This window comes from Ruegeria sp. BHSA163, assembly GCF_059613365.1.
On sequence record NZ_JBXWSJ010000025.1, the window covers coordinates 34,472 to 53,213 of the forward strand.

Annotated in this window: 18 protein-coding genes; 10 read left to right on the forward strand and 8 right to left on the reverse strand. The window is 50.6% G+C overall.

Features of this window, described 5'->3' with window-relative positions:
- Positions 1-16: 16 nt before the first annotated feature.
- From AC2FNV_RS13070 to AC2FNV_RS13090, 5 genes are all read left to right on the forward strand, one after another.
- Entirely contained in the window at positions 17-682 is a 666-nt protein-coding gene (locus AC2FNV_RS13070) for a GAP family protein (RefSeq protein ID WP_170604896.1), read from the forward strand.
- Between the two features lie 306 nt (positions 683-988).
- On the forward strand, positions 989-1,534 hold the full coding sequence (locus AC2FNV_RS13075; RefSeq protein ID WP_170604898.1) for a hypothetical protein: 546 nt from the start codon (positions 989-991) through the stop codon (positions 1,532-1,534).
- 230 nt (positions 1,535-1,764) lie between these two features.
- Positions 1,765-2,652, forward strand: coding sequence for a helix-turn-helix domain-containing protein (locus AC2FNV_RS13080; protein ID WP_170604900.1), 888 nt, complete (start codon positions 1,765-1,767; stop codon positions 2,650-2,652).
- 128 nt (positions 2,653-2,780) lie between these two features.
- Complete coding sequence (locus tag AC2FNV_RS13085; RefSeq protein ID WP_170604902.1) at positions 2,781-3,740, forward strand: alpha/beta hydrolase; 960 nt, start codon at positions 2,781-2,783, stop codon at positions 3,738-3,740.
- A gap of 66 nt (positions 3,741-3,806) precedes the next feature.
- Positions 3,807-4,340: a nuclear transport factor 2 family protein gene (locus AC2FNV_RS13090; protein ID WP_170604903.1), complete on the forward strand. Its 534-nt coding sequence runs from the start codon at positions 3,807-3,809 to the stop codon at positions 4,338-4,340.
- 223 nt (positions 4,341-4,563) lie between these two features.
- Here the strand turns inward: AC2FNV_RS13090 and AC2FNV_RS13095 are convergent, their stop codons facing one another.
- From AC2FNV_RS13095 to AC2FNV_RS13120, 6 genes are read right to left on the reverse strand one after another with little or no spacing between them, the layout of a single operon-like run.
- A complete protein-coding gene (locus AC2FNV_RS13095) occupies positions 4,564-5,571 on the reverse strand; it encodes an alpha/beta fold hydrolase (RefSeq protein WP_170473322.1) in 1,008 nt (335 codons plus the stop codon).
- 1 nt (position 5,572) lies between these two features.
- Positions 5,573-6,997 (reverse strand): glutamine synthetase family protein, encoded by a 1,425-nt coding sequence (locus AC2FNV_RS13100; RefSeq protein ID WP_170604905.1) that lies wholly within the window; start codon positions 6,995-6,997, stop codon positions 5,573-5,575.
- A gap of 21 nt (positions 6,998-7,018) precedes the next feature.
- Positions 7,019-7,423, reverse strand: a complete 405-nt coding sequence (locus AC2FNV_RS13105; protein WP_170473318.1) for a cupin domain-containing protein — start codon at positions 7,421-7,423, stop codon at positions 7,019-7,021.
- Complete coding sequence (gloA, locus tag AC2FNV_RS13110) at positions 7,423-7,857, reverse strand: lactoylglutathione lyase (protein WP_254442487.1); 435 nt, start codon at positions 7,855-7,857, stop codon at positions 7,423-7,425. Before gloA ends, AC2FNV_RS13105 begins: the two co-directional genes overlap by 1 nt.
- A gap of 3 nt (positions 7,858-7,860) precedes the next feature.
- Positions 7,861-8,970, reverse strand: coding sequence for an aromatic ring-hydroxylating oxygenase subunit alpha (locus AC2FNV_RS13115; RefSeq protein ID WP_170604907.1), 1,110 nt, complete (start codon positions 8,968-8,970; stop codon positions 7,861-7,863).
- The gene (locus AC2FNV_RS13120; protein WP_367648118.1) at positions 8,963-9,481 is read right to left on the reverse strand and encodes an Lrp/AsnC family transcriptional regulator; all 519 of its coding nucleotides are present in this window, start codon (positions 9,479-9,481) and stop codon (positions 8,963-8,965) included. Before AC2FNV_RS13120 ends, AC2FNV_RS13115 begins: the two co-directional genes overlap by 8 nt.
- 419 nt (positions 9,482-9,900) lie before the next feature.
- Here AC2FNV_RS13120 and AC2FNV_RS13125 point away from each other — a divergent pair, with 419 nt between their 5' ends.
- Complete coding sequence (locus AC2FNV_RS13125) at positions 9,901-10,827, forward strand: DMT family transporter (protein WP_170604909.1); 927 nt, start codon at positions 9,901-9,903, stop codon at positions 10,825-10,827.
- Positions 10,828-10,925: 98 nt separating this feature from the next.
- Here the strand turns inward: AC2FNV_RS13125 and AC2FNV_RS13130 are convergent, their stop codons facing one another.
- Both AC2FNV_RS13130 and AC2FNV_RS13135 read right to left on the reverse strand, forming a co-directional pair.
- Entirely contained in the window at positions 10,926-11,234 is a 309-nt protein-coding gene (locus AC2FNV_RS13130) for a hypothetical protein (protein WP_170604911.1), read from the reverse strand.
- Positions 11,235-11,700: 466 nt separating this feature from the next.
- On the reverse strand, positions 11,701-13,698 hold the full coding sequence (locus tag AC2FNV_RS13135) for a caspase family protein (protein ID WP_170604913.1): 1,998 nt from the start codon (positions 13,696-13,698) through the stop codon (positions 11,701-11,703).
- Positions 13,699-14,484: 786 nt separating this feature from the next.
- On the opposite strand from AC2FNV_RS13135, the gene AC2FNV_RS13140 reads away from it, so the two are divergent.
- The 4 genes from AC2FNV_RS13140 (at position 14,485) to AC2FNV_RS13155 (ending at position 18,371) form a co-directional block, all read left to right on the forward strand.
- Positions 14,485-15,234: an SDR family oxidoreductase gene (locus tag AC2FNV_RS13140; protein WP_170604915.1), complete on the forward strand. Its 750-nt coding sequence runs from the start codon at positions 14,485-14,487 to the stop codon at positions 15,232-15,234.
- 18 nt (positions 15,235-15,252) lie between these two features.
- A complete protein-coding gene (locus AC2FNV_RS13145; RefSeq protein ID WP_170604917.1) occupies positions 15,253-15,642 on the forward strand; it encodes an ectoine synthase in 390 nt (129 codons plus the stop codon).
- Positions 15,643-15,967: 325 nt separating this feature from the next.
- Positions 15,968-17,596 (forward strand): L,D-transpeptidase family protein, encoded by a 1,629-nt coding sequence (locus tag AC2FNV_RS13150; RefSeq protein WP_254442488.1) that lies wholly within the window; start codon positions 15,968-15,970, stop codon positions 17,594-17,596.
- A 208-nt stretch (positions 17,597-17,804) separates the two neighbouring features.
- On the forward strand, positions 17,805-18,371 hold the full coding sequence (locus AC2FNV_RS13155) for a hemerythrin domain-containing protein (RefSeq protein ID WP_170473301.1): 567 nt from the start codon (positions 17,805-17,807) through the stop codon (positions 18,369-18,371).
- Positions 18,372-18,742 lie beyond the last annotated feature (371 nt).

Sequence of the window (18,742 nt, forward strand, 5' to 3'; positions counted from 1 at the left end):
GCCTCGCGGAGAAAACATGTTCGCTGCGTTTATCGAAGCATCACCAATCGCTGTTGGCATTGTTCTTGCGACGCTGCCGCTGATAAGCGTGTCGCTGTTCCTGATACGCAGGCCAGAACGCAGCGCACACAATGCGTTTCTTGGAGGTTGGGCAGTTGGAGCGATGTTCGTTGGGTCATTAGCCATAGCGATATCGGATATCAGCACCCCAAACCGGCAACCTCCCGCGGCGTGGGTGGTTTGGTGTCGTCTTTTACTTGGTCTATGCCTCGTCGCACTGGCCGCACGAAAGTTCGTTAGCCTCAGTTCATCAAAAGAAAATGGGCCACCGGAATGGATGGCCGCATTGGAAAGCTTGCAACCAGTAAAGGCGTTTGCGCTTGGAGCAGGTCTTGCGACCCTCAACCCTAAGAATGCAGCACTCTTTGTTTCGGGTGCATTGACGATTGCCGCCGCAACTTATGCCCCAGTGTCCCAGCTGGTTGCGCTGGCATTTTTCGTCGCCGTTTCGAGCCTTGGTTTGGCAATGCCTTTCGCTTTTTCTTTGACGCTTGGGGAGCGTGCGGAGCGAATTTTTCTTGGGTTGAGCGAGTTGATGGAAAAATACAGTAAATTGATAGTTGCAATTGTGCTGGCGGTCTTGGGGGTAATGGTCTTTGCAAATGCTGTCACTGATCTCTAATCGGGTCTTGTTATTGCAAAACCTCGCCCATTTAACCCAGCAGTCGGACCCTTCATCGCAACGGCATTGACCAGCGCCCAATGTCGTCATTGCCTGCAATAGGGAAACTCTAGCGTTGTCCACCCAGTCGCTCCAGATTACGTTTTCGCTATCTGGCGGAAATCTCAAGCTCAAGGACTTCGTTCTTTGGTGATGCCGGCTGACAAACATCTTTCAAACTGCGAAGTGGTGTGGCAACGTTTAGCTATCCTGCGAAGCTGCGAGCGACTGTACAAACTTCCACCATGAATCTCATTAGGAGAAGACATGCTAATTAAACTTCTTGCGTCTGCATTTTTCTTGATTTTACCAGCCCTCAGTTTTGCTCAAACAGCTGAGCGCAGCGTGACCATCGAAGCTGATGCGACAGTTAAGTCGGTCGATCCAGACACTCGGCTCATCGTGCTGCAAAACGCAGATACAGGCGAAGAAGAGACCATTCTTGCAGGTCCGGAAGTCGTAAACTTCGACCAAATTGAAGAAGGCGATACCGTCAAAGCGGTGTACACACTGGGTATAGCTGCAAGCATGGCATTCCCTGGCGAGGTTGACAGTATGGTTGAATTGGAAGGCCGGGCTTCAGAGGGATCAACACCGGGCGTGGCTGCCGGAACGATGGTCACCTTAATTCTGACTTTTGTTTCCTTCGATGAGGCGAGCTCTGTTGCAACTGTGACGGACAGCAGCGGCACAGAACAAATGATCGAGGTTGAAACGGAAGTTGGTCGAGAGTTTGTCGAACAGCTTAGCGCGGGAGACAGAGTAGCCCTGAGCTTCACGGAAGGTCTTGCTGTAGGAATTGTCGAAGAATAGGCGCCGGATATTGGTGCTATGCATCGCCTATTGGATCCGCAAGAGGATCAATTCTCGTGTTGATTATTGCAATGGCGCGGAACTCTCGCTCAAGGTCTGCTACGGACTAAACGAGGTCATTCGCGGAAACGCGTCACGGGACCACTCTGCGGGACTTTGCTGCGATACGTTTTAGTTTCAATTTTGGCATTTCCTGCCAAACTGCTAATCCTTTTCAAAGGAGGAGCAAATTGCCACGCCGCTACCAAGATATATATCCTTCGTTACCCTTGCTTAATAGTGACGAACTGGAACATGTGTCTGCTGCTGGCTTGATGTCCTTGCGTTATTTTCAGGCTGCGCCGGATAGAATGCCTGAGAATGTTTACACCGAGCACCATGTTCTCTTGAACCTGCAGTCACGCCCGCATCGAGTTCAGAACACTCGAGATGGCAAACTCCATGACTTTGTTTTCCATAAAAACGAGATCGTTGTAACGCCCGCCGGCATGCGATCGGGTTGGCGTTGGTTCGATAAGTCAGATGTGATTGTTGTCACTTTGGACCCAGTCAAAGTGGAACGCTTTGCGCACACCGAGTTATCGATGTTACTGGACCCGCAACAGTTTCAGGACACGCCACTTTTTAAAGACGCCGATCTGTGCACAGCAGGGGTTATCCTGCGCGATGCGCTGGAAAACGATGACATAACGTCAGGCGTTATGTATGAAGCAATGAGCCGTGTTCTTCTCGTAAAGCTTTTACAACGCTATGGAAAACGTCGCCACGAAGCGGTCGCGCTGAGTGCCCGTTTCACTTCTTCTCACTATAATCGTGTTTTACGCTTCATCCGCGAACGGCTTGACCAAACGATCGTACTGGATGAACTTGCACGTGAGGTGGGGATGTCGCCATCTCACTTTAGCCGTGTGTTCAAGGAAACCGTGGGCACAACGCCAATGCAATATGTACTGGCCTATAGAGTGGAGCAGGCGATCAAGATGATGGACGACACCGCACGTCCTCTTGGTAGTATCGCACTAGATTGCGGCTTTGCCGATCAGTCGCATTTCTCGCGAAGCTTTAAACAAGTGACAGGTCAGTCCCCTCGTGTTTATCGGGCAGCGCGCGTCGCTTGAGAGATACCGTACTAAAAACAAGAATCTTCAAAAACTGAGCAAGACCTTTCAAGAACGCTGACTTCTGTTGAGATATCTCTCAATTCATCGGGAAAACCCCACAAAGATGAAAAGCAGGAGAAAATGCCATGAAGATGTTCGCAACAACAACGGCAGCAGCGTTGATGGCCTCAACATCTGCCATTGCACAGATTGAAACCCGCAGTGTGACGTTCACTAATGAGGGCCAGACGCTTACCGGAACTCTGTATCTTCCGGAAGGGTATGAAGGTTCATCGTTACCCATGGTCGTTGTCACCGGCGCATGGACATCGGTCGAGGAACAAATGCCTCGTGTGTATGCCAAAGAAATGGTAGAGCGCGGCTTTGCCGCCTTTACCTTTGATTTTCGGGGCTGGGGTAAATCGGGTGATCTTCCTAATAATGTCCGATTTGTCGAAAGCCCATCGGCCAAGTCCTCAGATATTCGGGCTGCTTTTGAATTTGTTGCGTCTTTACCGGAAGTAGACGCCACCCGAATAAACGGCCTGGGTATCTGCGCGTCTGCGGGTTATATGGTTGATGCGGTTTCCGGCAATGATTTGGTACAACGCATCGGTCTTGTCGCACCGTGGCTTCAGAACAAAGAAATCGTAGAAGCTGTCTATGGCGGTGCCGCAGGTGTCGCTGGATTGATAGAAGTAAGCCGTGCTGCTGACTCTGCTGGGGGTCAGATTATACCGGCAGCCGGGCCTGAAGGCGCGGAAGGCGTTTTAATGCCTATTGGTGGTTACTACTATGAAGAAGATCGTGGTGCGATCCCTGCCTATGACAATAAGTGGAACAATTCAGGCTGGGAAGATTGGTTGACATATTATCCCGCCGATCACGCAACCGGTTTGACTCAACCTCTTGCAGTCGTTCACTCGGAAGCAGCAGCGATCCCTCAAGGAGTACAGACTTTCCTGCAGTCGTATTTAGGCGACGCGACCCTGGAAATGTTGGAGAACGTCACCCAGTTCGACTTTTATGATAATCCGGAGGACGTCACTCGCGCTGCAGACGTGATGGCCGAACATTTCAACATCACAGACAATAACGACAGCTAAGCAAGTAGGATCCGGCGTTGTCGCGCCGGACGCCCTTTCGCAATCATTTTCCTAAGGAAAGAAAATATGAAACGCATGCTGACCAACGCTGCTATTGCCACGACCATGTCCTTATCCGCCGCGCAAGCAGAACAAGATCCCGCTGGAAAGGTCGACCCTGATACGGCTCAAATTATCACTTTGGTTTCGTCCATTCCACTGGCTGTAGACAGAGCCGCATACGAAATAGCCGAAGCTGCATTCGCACCTTTGGTCACTATCGATTACACCAGTCTGTGGGGCGGTGAGCCGGCAAAGATGACGCCGAAGGATCTCATGGCCGCGTGGCGCGGCATTGTTCCTGGATTTGACGCCACATGGCATGAGCTTGGTCAGGTGACTGTCGAAATCTCCGGCACATCTGCGACTGCGACTGCATCAGTTGATGGTCGACACTGGATAGGGAATGAGATTTGGCGACCAATCGGAAAATATCATTGGGATGTAGAAGAACTAGAAGGAGAATGGCGGGTAACGCGAATGGTTTTTGAAATGACCGAGGAACTCGGGGACAGAAATCTAGCTGCAAGAGCAATGGAGAAAGCCGCGGCTTCGAACTGATTCAATCTTGAGCTAAAGTGTCTAGTCACGGCTTAATCATCCGTCGGCCATGTTGAACAATAACGGATTCGATCTTCTGTTAGTTTTTTAACTTGCATTAGCCCTTACAGGTCGAGACCAGGCCTACTTCGGGTTTAGTGGGAACATTCGACTACCTTATTCAGATGGCTGTATTGACCCCAAAGCGGATTTTCTGCGGATTGTCCGAATGACCGGTTTAAGGCTACGCAGCCAATAAATCCGAGATACTTTCGTCAAGCATTCTTTGGAAATAGGCGTCGTTGCCTGGGTTGGCGGCACAATGCCCGAAGTCCGATGTCACGGGTCGTAGATCTGCACGCGGGATCAGCTCGGCCTCGATCGCGTTGTCCTCCGGTGGGAAATAAAGGTCCTGGTTGCATGGCATCAATATCGTGCGCGCACGGATCGAACCAAGCGCTGCCTTTAAGTCGCCCTTGAATTCTGGTCCGGCGCTGACGTCACCAAACTGCCACGTTGCGAGTTTGCAAAGAAGGTCGTTTGCGTCCCAGTTCGTTGCATGGTCTTCCGCCCAATCGTCCAGCAATTTACCTATGCTTTCGTAGCCGATATCTCGGTAGAGTCCGTTGCGATAAAAAGCTTGGGAAAATGCCCAACCTGCGTAGACGCGCCCAAAAGCCTTTAAACCTTCAGTAGGTTGTTCCGTATAACGCCCCTTGTTCCAAACCGGATCAGCGCAAAGCGCCGCCTTGACGCCTTCGAGAAACACAAAATTATGAGGCGAAGTTTTTGCAGAAGCACAGAAGGGCAAAATCGCGCGCACCATGTCCGGATACTGCACTGCCCAGTGGTAAGCTTGGCATCCCGCCATGGACCACCCTAGGACCAAAGCGATCTGCTTTATGCCCAATTCCTGCGTCAGCAAGATATGCTGAGCACGGATGTTGTCCTGAAACGAGACTGCCGGGAAAGCTGCGCCTTGCTGTGCGGACGAATTGCTGGGCGATGTTGATAGTCCCCCGCCGAACAGGTTGATAGAGATAATATAATGTCGCGCTGGGTCTAGTGCGCGCTCTGCACCGAAGAAACCTTCGTTGCGCTTGTGGGAACCGGTGTAGAAGGTCGGCATTACAATCACGTTGTCGCCTTTGGGCGAAAGCTCACCATACGTTTGATAGGCAAGCTGCGCATCACGCAGAGTGCCACTTCCCGTCAGTGGCAGGTCGCCCAAATGGAACGTCTTGTGACCCATTTTAGTAAAGGCGCAGGTATTCCTGCACCTCCCAATCCGTCACGGCCTGATGATATCTCTCCCATTCGTCGTTTTTATACTCGATGTAAGATTTTCGCATGACTGGACCCATAACTCGCTCAGCGATCTCATCTGTCTTGAGTGCCTCAATCGCATTGAACAGCGTGCGTGGCAGACGTCGAATGCCAAGGTCGGCGAGTTCAGATTCCGTTTTGTCATAGAGATCGAAATCGGTAGGGGCCCCTGGATCGATTTTTCCTTTGATCCCCTCGACTGCACAAGACAGCGTCATCGCCATTGCCAAGTAAACGTTCATTGTCATGTCAGCGGCGCGGTTCTCAATGCAGTGGCGGCTTTGTGGCAGGCGGAATTGGGCAGAGCGATTGTTATAGCCGTAAGTAATGTTCGTAGGTGCCCAGGTTACGGTGCCACCTTCGAAACCACCAACCCGCGGCACCAGTCCATTATAGGAATTGACAGTTGGACAGGTGATCGCTGTTAGCGCCTCGGCGTGGGCCATTAGCCCCCCGACGGCCCAGCGGCTTTCGTTGGTCCAGTCGCTGCCGTCTTCGGTCTCGAAAATGTTCTGACCCGGGCGGCTTTCGTGTTGCATGGAAATATTGATATGTGCACCTGAGCGCCAATCGCCCACGGTGGGCTTCGGCATGAAGGTAACAAACATTCCGTGCTGCTTGGCGATCTCCTTTAATACAATACGCAAGAAGACGAGCCTGTCGGACATCTCGAGCATGTTAGTGTAGTGGAAATCAAGTTCGAATTGGGAGTACGCACCCTCAGCCACGACGTCGTGCAGGTTCCATCCGAGGCCTTCGATGATATCGATCATCTCTTTGAGAAATGGCATTGAATCGATGGAATACTCGACATCATAGCCAAACGCTTGTCGGCGTGGTCGAACGCCGACGGCCGGATCGTCGTCGAAAGCTTTCACCGGTCGCCCCTCTTCGTCATAGGCCATGACGATGAATTCAGGTTCAACACCGGCAAATCCTGAGTACCCTTCTGTCGCGGCTTCTTGCATCGCGCGTTTCAGCGCTTGACGGGGACAGACATTATAGGGCGCGTCTTCCCAGTACAAATCGGCAAATATGATTGCGGTTTCTTTGTCCCATGGGCAGATGTACACGGCATCGAGATCGGGCACGACGACCTGGTCACTGTCTGCCGGGCTAAGTTCGGGAACGTAAGAAATCGAATGCACCGCGAATTGCGGCCCCTTGCCGAGGCAGAGTGGTTCGAAATCGCTCATCGGCACAGGCTTGGTCTTCGGAATGCCGTGCAGGTCGATCCATGCGGCCATCACGTATTTGACGCCTGCGTTTTCTAGTTCTTGCTTTACCTCGGCAATGCGCGGTCGATTGCGGTCCACTGCCTCGGCGAAACTTTCAAAATAGATCTTGCCCATATTTTCTTTCCCTTTGCTGAATCAGCCCGGCACGAAGTCATCGGGGTCAATACCCGGGACATGGGTGAGGCCCGCCAGTTGTTTCCAGTTGTGAGGATAGGCGGCATAGAAAATCACGCAGCGGTCATCAGCCTCGTAGGAGATGTGGTTGTCTTTCGGAACGAAGAGTACATCGCCTCGGTTGCAGATGTACTCCTCGCCACCGCAGACCAGGCGAAAAGTACCTTCGAGGCAGTAGATAATCTCATCGCAGGTCAGATCCCACGGCACTTTGATATTCTTCAGGACATTGATGCCGCCACACATGCTTTTGGAAAACGCGCTTGTGACCATTGGCTTAATGTAGGTGTCACTTTCCTTGTCGCCGATTTGGTTGTAGCGGTCTTCGACCATATCCCATTTCATCAACTGTGGTTTGTCGCCCATCAAGTTACCTCCGCAGCCAGATGTTTTGTAATGCTTTCATTGAGTTCAACCTTGTAACCATCAGGATCTTCACAGAATGCAATGACTCGAGTGCCGTTCTTCATCGGCCCTGGTGGACGAGTGATCTTTACCCCTGCCGCCGCAAGGTCATCGCAAGCCTTGTAGACGTCTGGTGTCTCAATGCAGATGTGGCCCCAGCCGTTGCCCTTTTCGTAAGGCTCGATCTGGTCCCAATTGCAGGTGAGTTCCAAACAGGGAAACTCTGCTTCCGGACCATATCCGATGAAGGTATTGGTGAACTTTCCCTCGGGGTAATCGGTGCGTCGTTGCACCTTCATACCCAGTATGCCGCAGTAGAACTCAAGCGATTTATCGGTATTCATAACCCGCAGCATTGTATGTGCAAGACGAAAGCCGCTAGTGATTCCGGTCAATTGTCACGCTCCTTTTGATTTCGTGACATCGGCCACGATCATTTCTTGAAACGCGCGAACGCTGTCTTCCCAGACCGGCGATAGAACTCCACCGTCAGCTGCAAATTCCGATGCGCGTCCGCGCCACATGCGCTCAACCATTTCGTGATCTTCTTTGTGAACATCCCACCAGAGGTTTTTCAGGCTATCTACTTCATCCTCCGACAGGTTTTGCCCCTCGGTTGTATACAGGTACCGTTTTTGCATCATCTGATTGGGTCCAATGGGGATGTTCAGATAGACGCCCATTTGGTCAGGGAAGTAACGACCAAGAATGAAGTTGGGATAAAGTGTTAGGTAGCGCGAACTGACGCCAAGCGATCCTGAAGTACCCGATTCCTCTGCCAAGTCTACCGCGCTGCCAAGGCAATTGCCGTCTACGATTGTGTAGTGATCTTTCAATGGCTGATCGGTGGTCGAGGAATGGACGACCTGCACATGGTAGGGCTCAATAAAGTTCTCCATGATCAGTTTCCAATTGGTGTCGATCACTCCGAAGTCGAGGGTGCCAATATGCGTAAGTTTACAGAAATCAATTCCTTCCAGCCGTGCTATCAGGGACGCAGCATAATCTTCAAAGTCTGGTGCATCGCCGCTGAGATTCACGAAAACCCAATCCTGCCAAACCCTCGTTCGTACTGGAACGAGACCATTTTGCGATTTGTCGAAACCATTGGCTTCGTGGGTGTCTGTGCCACCGAAATGGGGTGACGCTTTCAGGCGCCCGTCCAGATCATAGGCCCACGCATGGTATGGGCAGCGGATCAGCTTGCCTACATTCTGCGGCTTTTCGACAAGCGTCATGCAACGGTGGCGGCATACGTTATGGAAAGCGGCGATTTCGTTCTGTCGGTTTCGCACCAAAATCAAAGGTTGCTCGGCCAGTGCAACAGGTACCACGTCTCCTGGAAACTTGAGCTCGTGTGCGGCCGCGACGCAAACCCAGTTTCTAAATAGAACGGTTTTGCGCTCCTTCTTCCAGAAAGCCTTGCTGCGATAGGCAGAAGGCGGCAACCCATGTGCGGGACGCGAACCGTCCTGAAAATATGCCAGCGTCTTGTTTAGCTTACCCATTTTCAGGCCTCCAGTCCCGTTTGAGCAAGAATTGATTTTTGAAGTTTTTCATCCCCATCATCACCTCAACATGGGAGATATCTGAAGCCGAATGGATTTCGTCCTCCAGAAATCGCTGCAGGGCGTCCGCATCGTCGCTGACGATTTCCAAGATCAGATCAAAACTGCCTGCGACCCAGAGCGCAAATACGACACGCTGGTCGTGCTGAAAGCGATCGGCGACCTGAGCCGGAGCAACCCCGGGCGCAACCTTCAATCCAAGGATCGCGTCGGTCCTATATTCGCGCGCGACCGGGTCAGCGATGGCAACAATGCGCAGCATGTTTGCATCGCGTAGCGCGCTGACACGGTTGCGAATGGTACCTTCAGAGACCCCTAGCGTATGCGCGATTTCAGAAAATGGCGTGCGACCGTCTTCTTCAAGGATCGCGATGATTTTGCTGTTCAGTGTGTCAGAAGGCGAGCGAATGCCGCCATTTTCTGCCATCAATTCAAACTTGGTCTCACCCACTGACTTCTCCGAATCGCAAGTTTTTTAGGAGTAAACTGCGTATTTCGCATTTCTTGCAAGGAAAACTTAAAATTATCTGAGAATTTCGAAGAAAATTAAATCGAAATACGTACTCCCTAACCAAGCCTGCAATCTCGTGGAGTTCAAGCGTAAAGAAGAACACAGGTGACACTTGGGGCGCCTTGAGATGCGACAGGGAATTCCGCCCCGAGGTTAAAAAAACCGAAAAATGAGACGTTCAAAATATCGAACAACTAGTCCGTTTGGTCCGCATAGTGGTTGTTAGGCTCTCTCTTGGGCAATTTCCGCTGTCACCAGAAGCAGCCATTCAAAAAATGTTGAACGTCCCGTCTGTGGGGCTAACCGCTGCTCGATAAATCTCCAGCGACAGAATTGCAGGTGCGTGATAGCTAAGACGCATGACCACTAGATCGATGCAAACACCCTCTTCCATTCCTTATACGCTGGCGATTTTTGGCGTTCTTTTTGCATCAATCTGTTTCGGACTGGTTCCATACTTTAGTAGGGGGCTGACCGAACAGGGTGTCGCTCCCTATGCAGTCGCATTTTATCGCTACGTTGTAGCAGCAACCCTGCTTCTGCCCGCACTCTTTTCGCAAAAAGAATCTTGGCGAGAGATTGCTTGGGGCCTTTCGGCTGGAGCGGTAATGGGACTTGGTTGGATTGGTTATGTGAAGGCGCTGGAGACATTGCCTGCTTCGACCGTGGGAGTCCTCTATATGACATATCCGGTTTTCACGCTGGCCATTGCATGGGCATTGTTTGCTGATGCGCCCACGCGGCGTTCGCTGCTAGCCTCCAGTTTGATTGTGTTGGCAGCGGTCATAGCTGGTTCGCCTGCGTCTATTCCCATTCAGCTTTTACCCACGCTGTTGATCGCCCTAGCGGCTCCGTTGGGCTTCGGCTTTGGGATTTGCGTGTTGGTGCATAGATTATCCCGTATCACGCCGCTTGCGCGTATGGCTGCAGTTTCCCTTGGGGCCGTTCTCGGTCTTGCACCGCTGGTTTTGACTGCAGACGCAGCTGAATTACTCCCGCAGGATCGCTCTGACTGGCTTTTGATCGTAGGAATTGGCCTTGTAACGGCACTAGTTCCTCAGCTCATCTACACGGTTTGCGCGCCGGTGATCGGTGCTTCTCAATCTGCAGTGGTTGGTAGTATTGAGTTACCAACCATGTTTGCCGTTGGTTTTCTAGCTTTTGGCGAGGCAATCACAGCCCCGCAGGCCATTGCCTGCGCTATTGTCATGGGCGCGATTGCGATCAATAGAAGTCGCAAAACTCGCAATGTCCCAACCGTGCTAGCGAAAAGTCCGGAACGATAGGTCAGGTCAAATAACACGCAAACAGTATTCAGTTGGAGATTAGCGCCAAAGGCGAGCGTTCAGAGCATTCCGCCTTATTACGAAAAACAGGACCTTTGTTACCGGTCGCTGCCAGAACCAACACCGCCGGCCAACATGGCCGCTTCGCGCAAGCGCCGAAATTCCTCAGGTGTTACGGTCCCGTCACTGACATTTATTCCGCTGGGAATACGTGTTCTTTTGTACCCCACAGCCCGAACACTACCAGCTGGATTTATTTCCAGGCAGCCAGAGTTGTAGCAGGTCAACCCACTGGTGTTGATTTGGATAACAGTTTGACCGTCTTCGTCAGTGACTAAAGGAGCCTGCGGAGCAGTGCCGCAAGCTGAAACCAACACTGCAACACCAAAATACGCCCATTTCTTCATTGGCTATTCCTTCGGATCATATCGCTTTCTCGCTCCGCAGTGTTGGTTTTTGGTTCAGTGAAATTGTTCCCGCGTTACCAAGTTCTTGGTTTAAATTAATCAGGAAGTGGCTGAGAGAATTTGGTCTTCAAATTACTGTTTGTGATCTTCTGCCTACTATAGGACATCTGGATGCTTGTTTGAACAGCGCATGCAAAAATTCTGTTAGTTTTAAAGTTTGAGAACGTTACGGGCCGAACTCACGCAATGATAAAGAAAGTACGCAGTATTCGGTTCTATCCGATTTAATCGGGTGAGTTGCAGTTAGTGTCGACCTTGCAAACTGGACCCGTCCTTCGATGACTTTCCAAGCCATTGGTTTTGAGGTCGAGTAATCATCAATTCATTGAAGGTCCCACCGCAATCCAAAAATAAGCCTCTCTTCTTTCATGTAGTCGCATTTCTATAATCGAGTGAGGGGACACAATTATTCGATCTCCAGAATTATTGTCGGAGGTAGATTGGATGTCGTCGCCCAGCCTATGCGTTCCACTCTGGTGTTGTTGCCTCCTGTACGTTCTAAAGGAACCAAACGACCATAGCTTTCGTCCAAAGGCGAGGCTTCAAGCACCCGCTCCGGCTGCCCTGGCGCCCAATTCGTATACTCCAACTCGCGCCCCGACCGCCAAAGCCAATTTCCTTGCTTTTGCTGCAAACCAATTGCGGGTCCTTTGTTGTTTCGGATCGAGGTCGTGCCCCAAAGTTTCTGGTCGAATCTAACCAGTTCCCGAATGAATTCTTCTTCCTCGCGGCTATCAATTTCTATCAGGGATCCTTCTGTTTTCTCTTCCAAAACCCTCAAATCAGATGACCCTATCGTTGTTCCAAGATTTGTTGCGACATACAGCCGACCTTGGAAATAGCCATAAATAATCTCTCGACCCGGAAACACTGACAAAACTCGGTCCAACCGGTGGTCTTGCTCTAGCAGGGCAACTGCTTGAGGGTCCAAAACTCGCGCCAACGGTCCGGATGTAGGGAAAATCGACGCATCATACTCAAGTCGACCGCTTGACCCCCATCCACCGGTTTGCGTCAACGCGTAAAGGGTTGCCCGGGTGGGTAGTCCGCTTACCGGAAGCGATCTGCGTTCTTGAAATTTCTCTATTCCATTGCGCGTTTTCGGCCCGTATTTTCCGTCAATACCAACAAAGCCAATTCTTCCATATGTCAGCGCATTTTGTATGCGCGTTACTTGCCCTTCATCTAAATCGATCATTTCCATCGCGGTTTGGAGCATTTCTTGGGTTAAGGCATTACCGCCATTTAAATTGCGATAGCGACCCCAAACCCGGTCCCGCAGGGCATTCAAAAAACTCACATTCTCTTGAAGTTTTGCACTCTTGGCCATGGCGCCGTTAGGATAGCGATCAAAGTAGAGTGCCCACGCACGAGGGAAGTCCAGGCTTTCGGCGGCAGCAAACAACGTCAACTCGTCAGTTAAGGCATTCGGGCGGCGATTGTCGTTGGTTTTACGCGCATCAAGTTGGGAAAGCGCCGCTTGCCGAAGCTTCCCGAGCTCATAAAGCGGATGATCATGTTCGTTGGCAAAACGTTCCAGAAAGATGTTCCAATCCGCCAGTGATTGAGAGCGATCTGCTTTTGCGAAAGCCTCCGCCAAAAGATCAGCGTTTTGTTTCGAGGCAATCGCAGGAACAAGAAAAATGTCTTCGCTTGGCAGAGACCCATAGGTGAACGGTTCCTGGTAACCTTCTGTAAGTTCGAAAACCGTATCTCGAACCTTTCGAAACATTTTACCAAGTTCCAGCCCCGGCTCTTCAATGTGTTGAAGTAAAGCTTCCGCATAAGGGCTATTTCTACCCTCTCCATCTAAAGCCAAGGTCCCGCCCTTAGCAGCGTAACTGACCAGAACTCCACTCGGATCAATGCGCCCCAATCCGCTGCCGATCGAACGCGTGCTGTTTGTTCTGGTCATAGTGCTCAAGAATGGATTGTTACGGCATGCGTCTACCAACACGATCTTGAGGCCCTCAGATGAGGAAAGCGAAGTGACTACGGTGTCCAATCGAATTGCTTCAAAACTAACATCCTTGTCGCTTTGCAGCTCTGCATTCACAGGGATTATGTAGTTTACACCGTCTATTTCTATTCCGTGCCCGGCAAAATAAATCAGCGCAATGTCAGCGTTTTCAGCTCTTTTCGCAAAGTCTCTGAGGGCAACCCGCATTCCTCGGAAATCTAGGTCAAGGCTATAATCAACGTCGAAACCAATCCTAGAGAGAGCAGAAGAGATGTCGCTCGCATCGTTTTGTGCATTGGGTAAATTTGCTACGTGGTTATAATTTCCATTGCCAATGACAAGCGCGACTCGTTCAGGCTCCGATCTTGCGGAATTTGCAATAATGAACCAGAGCGCGATTGTAACAAATATTAATGTTTTGCGGCGAAACCTGATAAAGGTCATTACAACGTCTAACCAAACACTTTCATGTTGTTCGTGGTGCAGTGTAACACAATCAACAAAGAAAAGCGTAACTGGACTATTAGGTGCCTCAGATTCTTAAACTAACTCACGCGATGGTCAAATAAGCCAGACCCGTGGGATCTCCGGTTTGTTTTCAATACAGACGCTTGCAAGAATTTGTTGAATGACAGCCTCGCGCGCAAAGCGGACCCTCTTGCAGGTCCAAAATGTTTCAGCCGCACTGTCTGGACCAAATAGTTGGTCAAGACGATCGCGGCTAACCTTCTGAGTTGCGCCATCTTGGTATCAAACAGAATGAAGTTTCTCAGGGAAACCCATACGCTTCGCGACGGTCTGCAATAATTGCTGACAATGAAGTGGCGACCTCTTCGCAATAGGCGGCACAGGGTGGGCTGTCCGTGCTAGGAAGCGGCGGGAATGCCGTGGACGCGTGGCTTGACACCGCGATTGCTTTAACCCTTTTCGAGCCGACGGAAAATGGTAATGGATCGATGCTTTAACCATCATTTGAGACGAAAAAAAGCTCAATAGTCTCAAAGCTTCGGGAAAATTTCGTTCTGCCTGGGAACTGTTGTGCGGGTTGCTTTGCGGACGTTCAAGCGCGATGCAGTTGCTTTGAAAGCTTTGAATGCTCGAAGATGACGGATGTTCCTCATATGGTGTTTGTTTATCCAATACCTATGTGCTGCATAGCTTTTCATGGCATCATACAACCCGCATATCTTGGTAAATATTAGGCAGAAATATTATAGCGGAGACAATCAAATGGCTGATCTCAGAGTGGCCCTGATGACCGGAACTGGCCAGGGCATTGGAAAAGGGTGCGCCATCGAGATGGCAAAAGCGGGCTACAAGGTCTCGCTGATGTCCCCGTCGACGCGATCCAAAGAATTGGCGAAGGAATTGGGCGGGATTGGACACCAAGGTTCGGTCCTCGACACCGCCGATTTACAAGCAATGGTAGACGCCACACTCAAGGAGTACGGGAGGATCGATGCAGTCGTTAGCAATATGGGCCATGGTGGCAGCGTACCAGAAGCCATCAAAACGGTCGGCTTTGATCCGGATTTTGATGGACCATTGTTGGAGTTGCCGGATGAGCTATGGCACGAAAGCCTCGACATGTATGTTCTAAACGTCGTCAAGCTGGCACGTATCGTGACCCCGATCATGATTGAACAAGGTGGCGGTTCATTTGTGAACATCTCGTCTATGAACACAGTTGAGCCGCGCGCGCCCTATCCGATGAGCATGCTTCGAGGCGCACTGCACAGTTTTGCCAAGCTATTCGGCGATCGATACGCCCGCCACAACATCAATATGAACAACCTGATGCCAGGCTTTTGCGAGAACGTGAATTTGTCGGACCTGGCAAGACGATCTATCCCTGCTCAACGCCCGGCAACGTTCGCCGAGATTGGCCAAGCTTGCGTCTTCCTTGCTTCGGAAGGAGCGCGGTATATTAACGGGCAGAACATCCTGTCAGATGGAGGCATGAATCGTGCGGTTCGGTGACTTAAGAAAGGTAAATGCATGATCGTAAGATCTCTTGAGGATGTCGTTGGTACAGAGCGGGACGTCGCTGGCCCGGGATGGAAAAGCAGACGGCTATTGTTGGCGTCTGACGGCCTGGGATTTTCGATGACTGACACAATTATCGAAAAAGATGCCGTACTTGAACTTGAATACATCCATCACTTGGAAGCTTGTTACTGCATCCAAGGCAGGGGCCAAATTAGGCGGTTTGACGAAGAGAAATGGTACTCGCTGGAGCGCTTCACATTATACGCATTGGATCAAAACGACAGACATTTGGTACAAGCCTTAGACGCAGACCTTAGGCTAATCTGCGTTTTCAATCCGCCCCTCACAGGCAGAGAGGTTCACCGCAAAGACGGTAGTTACGCTCCAGTCGAGACCTGATTGATGTGGCGGCCTATTTGCGGAACTCGCTGACATCTAGAGAACGTCCGCCTTGGGCTGAATGCGGTTACACGCCAAGACATCTTGGTTGAGCGCTCTACGGGCTTTCCAACCATTGGCGGTCAGGAAAGGTTGTAGATCTGGAAGAGACACGAAATGCGAAACAATGCTGCCTTCAGCCGGACACGGATTTGGTTTAACCGCGAGCGTCCTCCCCACATTTCAGATCCTACACTTGAAATCTGTTAATTGCGATTTGAATATACCGTATATTGCGTTACTCTACACCTGAAAAGCAATATATAGGGTGACGTCGTAGGAGGTGATGGTGGGATACATTTGTTCTGTGGCCGCAAGTGCGCTAACCGCGATACTGATTTTGTGTCCCAGCTTTAGTTCTGCGGACCAAGTTTCCGAACAGATTGCAGCGCTTCTAGGAAAGGGTTTGGATTCAAGTGACACGCTGCCAGACAGCAAAAGCTTGGATGCCGCGGTTCTTGTGCCGCGTTTCTATGAAGAAAGGGACTTTACCCCTGCGTGGACACGCGACGAATTGGTAGACGAACTCTTTACCGAGCTGGACGGAGCGGTGGACCAGGGCTTCAGACCAGATGACTTTGAACTCGAAGAGCTTCGAGTCGCATTTAACGCCACCAAAGGTGGCAACGCCTACGATCAAGCTGTATTCGACATTATCGCAACAGATGCTGCTGTTAAACTTGTCCATCATTTGGTGTTCGGAAAAGTCGACCCAAACGCATTGGACGATGATTGGAACTTTTCCAAACCGGTTATCCAAAAAGATCCGGCCGTCGTTTTGAGTCAATTCCTTCAAGGGGATGGATTTAGCGCCCTAATCGAACGCATAGACATCGACAACGCGCAGTATGAAATGCTTGTTGAGGCACTAAGCAAATACAAAGCAATAGCAATGCAGGGCGGTTGGGCGATTGTTCCCGATGAAAAAGTTTTGAAGCCAGGAATGGTGGACCCAGCTGTTGCAAAATTGCGCGAAAGACTACGGGCAGAGGGTTACGACGGAGCAAACGAGGTTTCGGAACTTAGCCAAGGTAGCTCAAACCCGGCATGGGTTTACGACGATAGCCTGCTGCAACAGGTCAGAACATTTCAAAACCGACACGGGTTGGAAGCAGATGGGGTTATTGGCGGCAAAACATTTACCTCCCTCAACAAACCTGTGGAAGATCGCGTTAACAAGCTGCGCCTGAGCCTTGAGAGAGGTCGTTGGCTTATGCGGGAGCTCAACGATGATTTCGTTCTGGTTAATATTGCGGGGGCCCGTACTTACTTAGTCAAGTCTGATGGGACGCTTTGGACCACCAGATCAATCACAGGGTCAGCGTACCGAAAGACACCGGTATTCCGAGATGAAATTGAATACATGGAGTTCAATCCGACCTGGACCGTTCCCGCCTCGATATTTCGGAAAGATAAACTTTCTCGCATTCGCAAGGATCCAGCGTATCTTGCACGCAACAACTATGTGGTTCGAAACAAGGACGGGCAAACAATTCCAGTCAACGCAGTAAACTGGGCGGCGAAAAACCCCGGCGTCACACTTGTCCAACAACCGGGCCCAAACAATGCGTTGGGTTTGGTAAAGTTCATGTTTCCCAACAAATACGCGGTGTACTTACATGATACGAACGACCGTAGTCTGTTTGATCGAAACGAAAGGAACCTTAGTTCCGGCTGCGTTCGCTTGGAGTATCCCTTCGAATTCGCAAGCCTTCTGATGGAGGGAGAACCCGGCTGGAACCGAAAAAAGATGCAATCCATTTTGGATAGTGGAAAGACAACGCGCGTTAACCTACCAAAACCAATGCCAGTTCTTTTGACATATTGGACCGCTTGGGTCGAAGACGGGGTTGTTCATTTTCGCGAGGACCCATACGAACGCGATGCTCGCATATTGGCCGCATTGGATCGATGAAAACGACTTGTTTGGGGCGAGGCAGGTTTTTGTGTGCGTTTAGTTAGCTTGATTCAATGGCGATCTGCACGAGGATTGGCCGACTTAAGCAGCAACAGGGAAAATCAATTGGTTTGGAAGATGTGCAAAGATGGACATCAGTTGTGCAGCATTGGGTCTAACGAATTGAAATCTTAGCACACAAATTACTGCGGAAAGGAGTAAGCTCATGCTTGATACTTACAATATCCGCACAGCAGACATGCCGGGCGAGTTGCAGTTCTTGCTCGACAAGTATCCCCGCGACAGCTGGGAATCTCATCCTGGGTTCAAGGAAAAAACTCGTCACTGGCTAGGAGCCCATCAGATGTTCAGGCGCCTTGCCGAGTTGGTGCGGGTCGATGCAGAAAGCTATCTTGAAAAAGACGTGCCACCCGATGAGTACGCAGCGCGCCTGTCATACTATGGCAACGCTCTTGTCGGAAACTTACATGGACATCATGGCTGGGAAGATAGAAATTACTTCCCCGAGCTTGCTGCTGCTGATCCTCGGTTTGACGCTGGGTTAGAAGTGCTGGAAAAGGACCATGCAGATCTCGATCTCGTTCTTGAAGAGTACACACGGATGGCCAATCGTGCAATAAAGCTTATCCATCTGGACGAGGCTCAGGCTCGTTCAGAGGTTGGAGCATTGCATCGCACTTCTGAGGTCATCGAAGCCTTTCTTCAGCGTCACTTGAGCGATGAGGAAGAACTTGCTGTTCCAATCATCTTGCATCACCGCCTAAGAGGGTAAGGCAATTCAAATTACCGACCATCCCAAACAGGAAGATCGGTCAGTCGTAAAGATACGCCGTTCACGAGTTGATTTCGTGAGCGGCGTTTTACGGATTCCGATCATGACCACAAGCTTGAGTATGTTGATTATTGTGTTCATTTGCGGCCATTCGCCTTGCAGCGCTCCGAAGCAAATGACCGCTTTGAACCCGAGATAGACGCACAGATTAGCTGATCTCTTACATTGCGGACAAAATTGTCTGATACGCACACAGTAAATTTTCCGGCTAACCAATCACTTAAAATAATCAATTTTTGGCGGCGCAATTCCAGCCGGTTCGAATTCCTCTGACAGTTTGGAGATTTTTTGCTAGGCCAGCTTATTGTCAC

Bases quoted from the DNA above. Each gene is read 5' to 3' on its own strand.
- AC2FNV_RS13070 (WP_170604896.1), top strand. From the start codon at position 17: ATGTTCGCTGCGTTTATCGAAGCATCACCAATCGCTGTTGGCATTGTT.
- AC2FNV_RS13075 (WP_170604898.1), top strand. From the start codon at position 989: ATGCTAATTAAACTTCTTGCGTCTGCATTTTTCTTGATTTTACCAGCC.
- AC2FNV_RS13085 (WP_170604902.1), top strand. From the start codon at position 2,781: ATGAAGATGTTCGCAACAACAACGGCAGCAGCGTTGATGGCCTCAACA.
- AC2FNV_RS13090 (WP_170604903.1), top strand. From the start codon at position 3,807: ATGAAACGCATGCTGACCAACGCTGCTATTGCCACGACCATGTCCTTA.
- AC2FNV_RS13095 (WP_170473322.1), bottom strand. From the start codon at position 5,571: ATGGGTCACAAGACGTTCCATTTGGGCGACCTGCCACTGACGGGAAGT.
- AC2FNV_RS13100 (WP_170604905.1), bottom strand. From the start codon at position 6,997: ATGGGCAAGATCTATTTTGAAAGTTTCGCCGAGGCAGTGGACCGCAAT.
- AC2FNV_RS13105 (WP_170473318.1), bottom strand. From the start codon at position 7,423: ATGGGCGACAAACCACAGTTGATGAAATGGGATATGGTCGAAGACCGC.
- AC2FNV_RS13115 (WP_170604907.1), bottom strand. From the start codon at position 8,970: ATGGGTAAGCTAAACAAGACGCTGGCATATTTTCAGGACGGTTCGCGT.
- AC2FNV_RS13125 (WP_170604909.1), top strand. From the start codon at position 9,901: ATGACCACTAGATCGATGCAAACACCCTCTTCCATTCCTTATACGCTG.
- AC2FNV_RS13130 (WP_170604911.1), bottom strand. From the start codon at position 11,234: ATGAAGAAATGGGCGTATTTTGGTGTTGCAGTGTTGGTTTCAGCTTGC.
- AC2FNV_RS13135 (WP_170604913.1), bottom strand. From the start codon at position 13,698: ATGACCTTTATCAGGTTTCGCCGCAAAACATTAATATTTGTTACAATC.
- AC2FNV_RS13140 (WP_170604915.1), top strand. From the start codon at position 14,485: ATGGCTGATCTCAGAGTGGCCCTGATGACCGGAACTGGCCAGGGCATT.
- AC2FNV_RS13145 (WP_170604917.1), top strand. From the start codon at position 15,253: ATGATCGTAAGATCTCTTGAGGATGTCGTTGGTACAGAGCGGGACGTC.
- AC2FNV_RS13150 (WP_254442488.1), top strand. From the start codon at position 15,968: ATGGTGGGATACATTTGTTCTGTGGCCGCAAGTGCGCTAACCGCGATA.
- AC2FNV_RS13155 (WP_170473301.1), top strand. From the start codon at position 17,805: ATGCTTGATACTTACAATATCCGCACAGCAGACATGCCGGGCGAGTTG.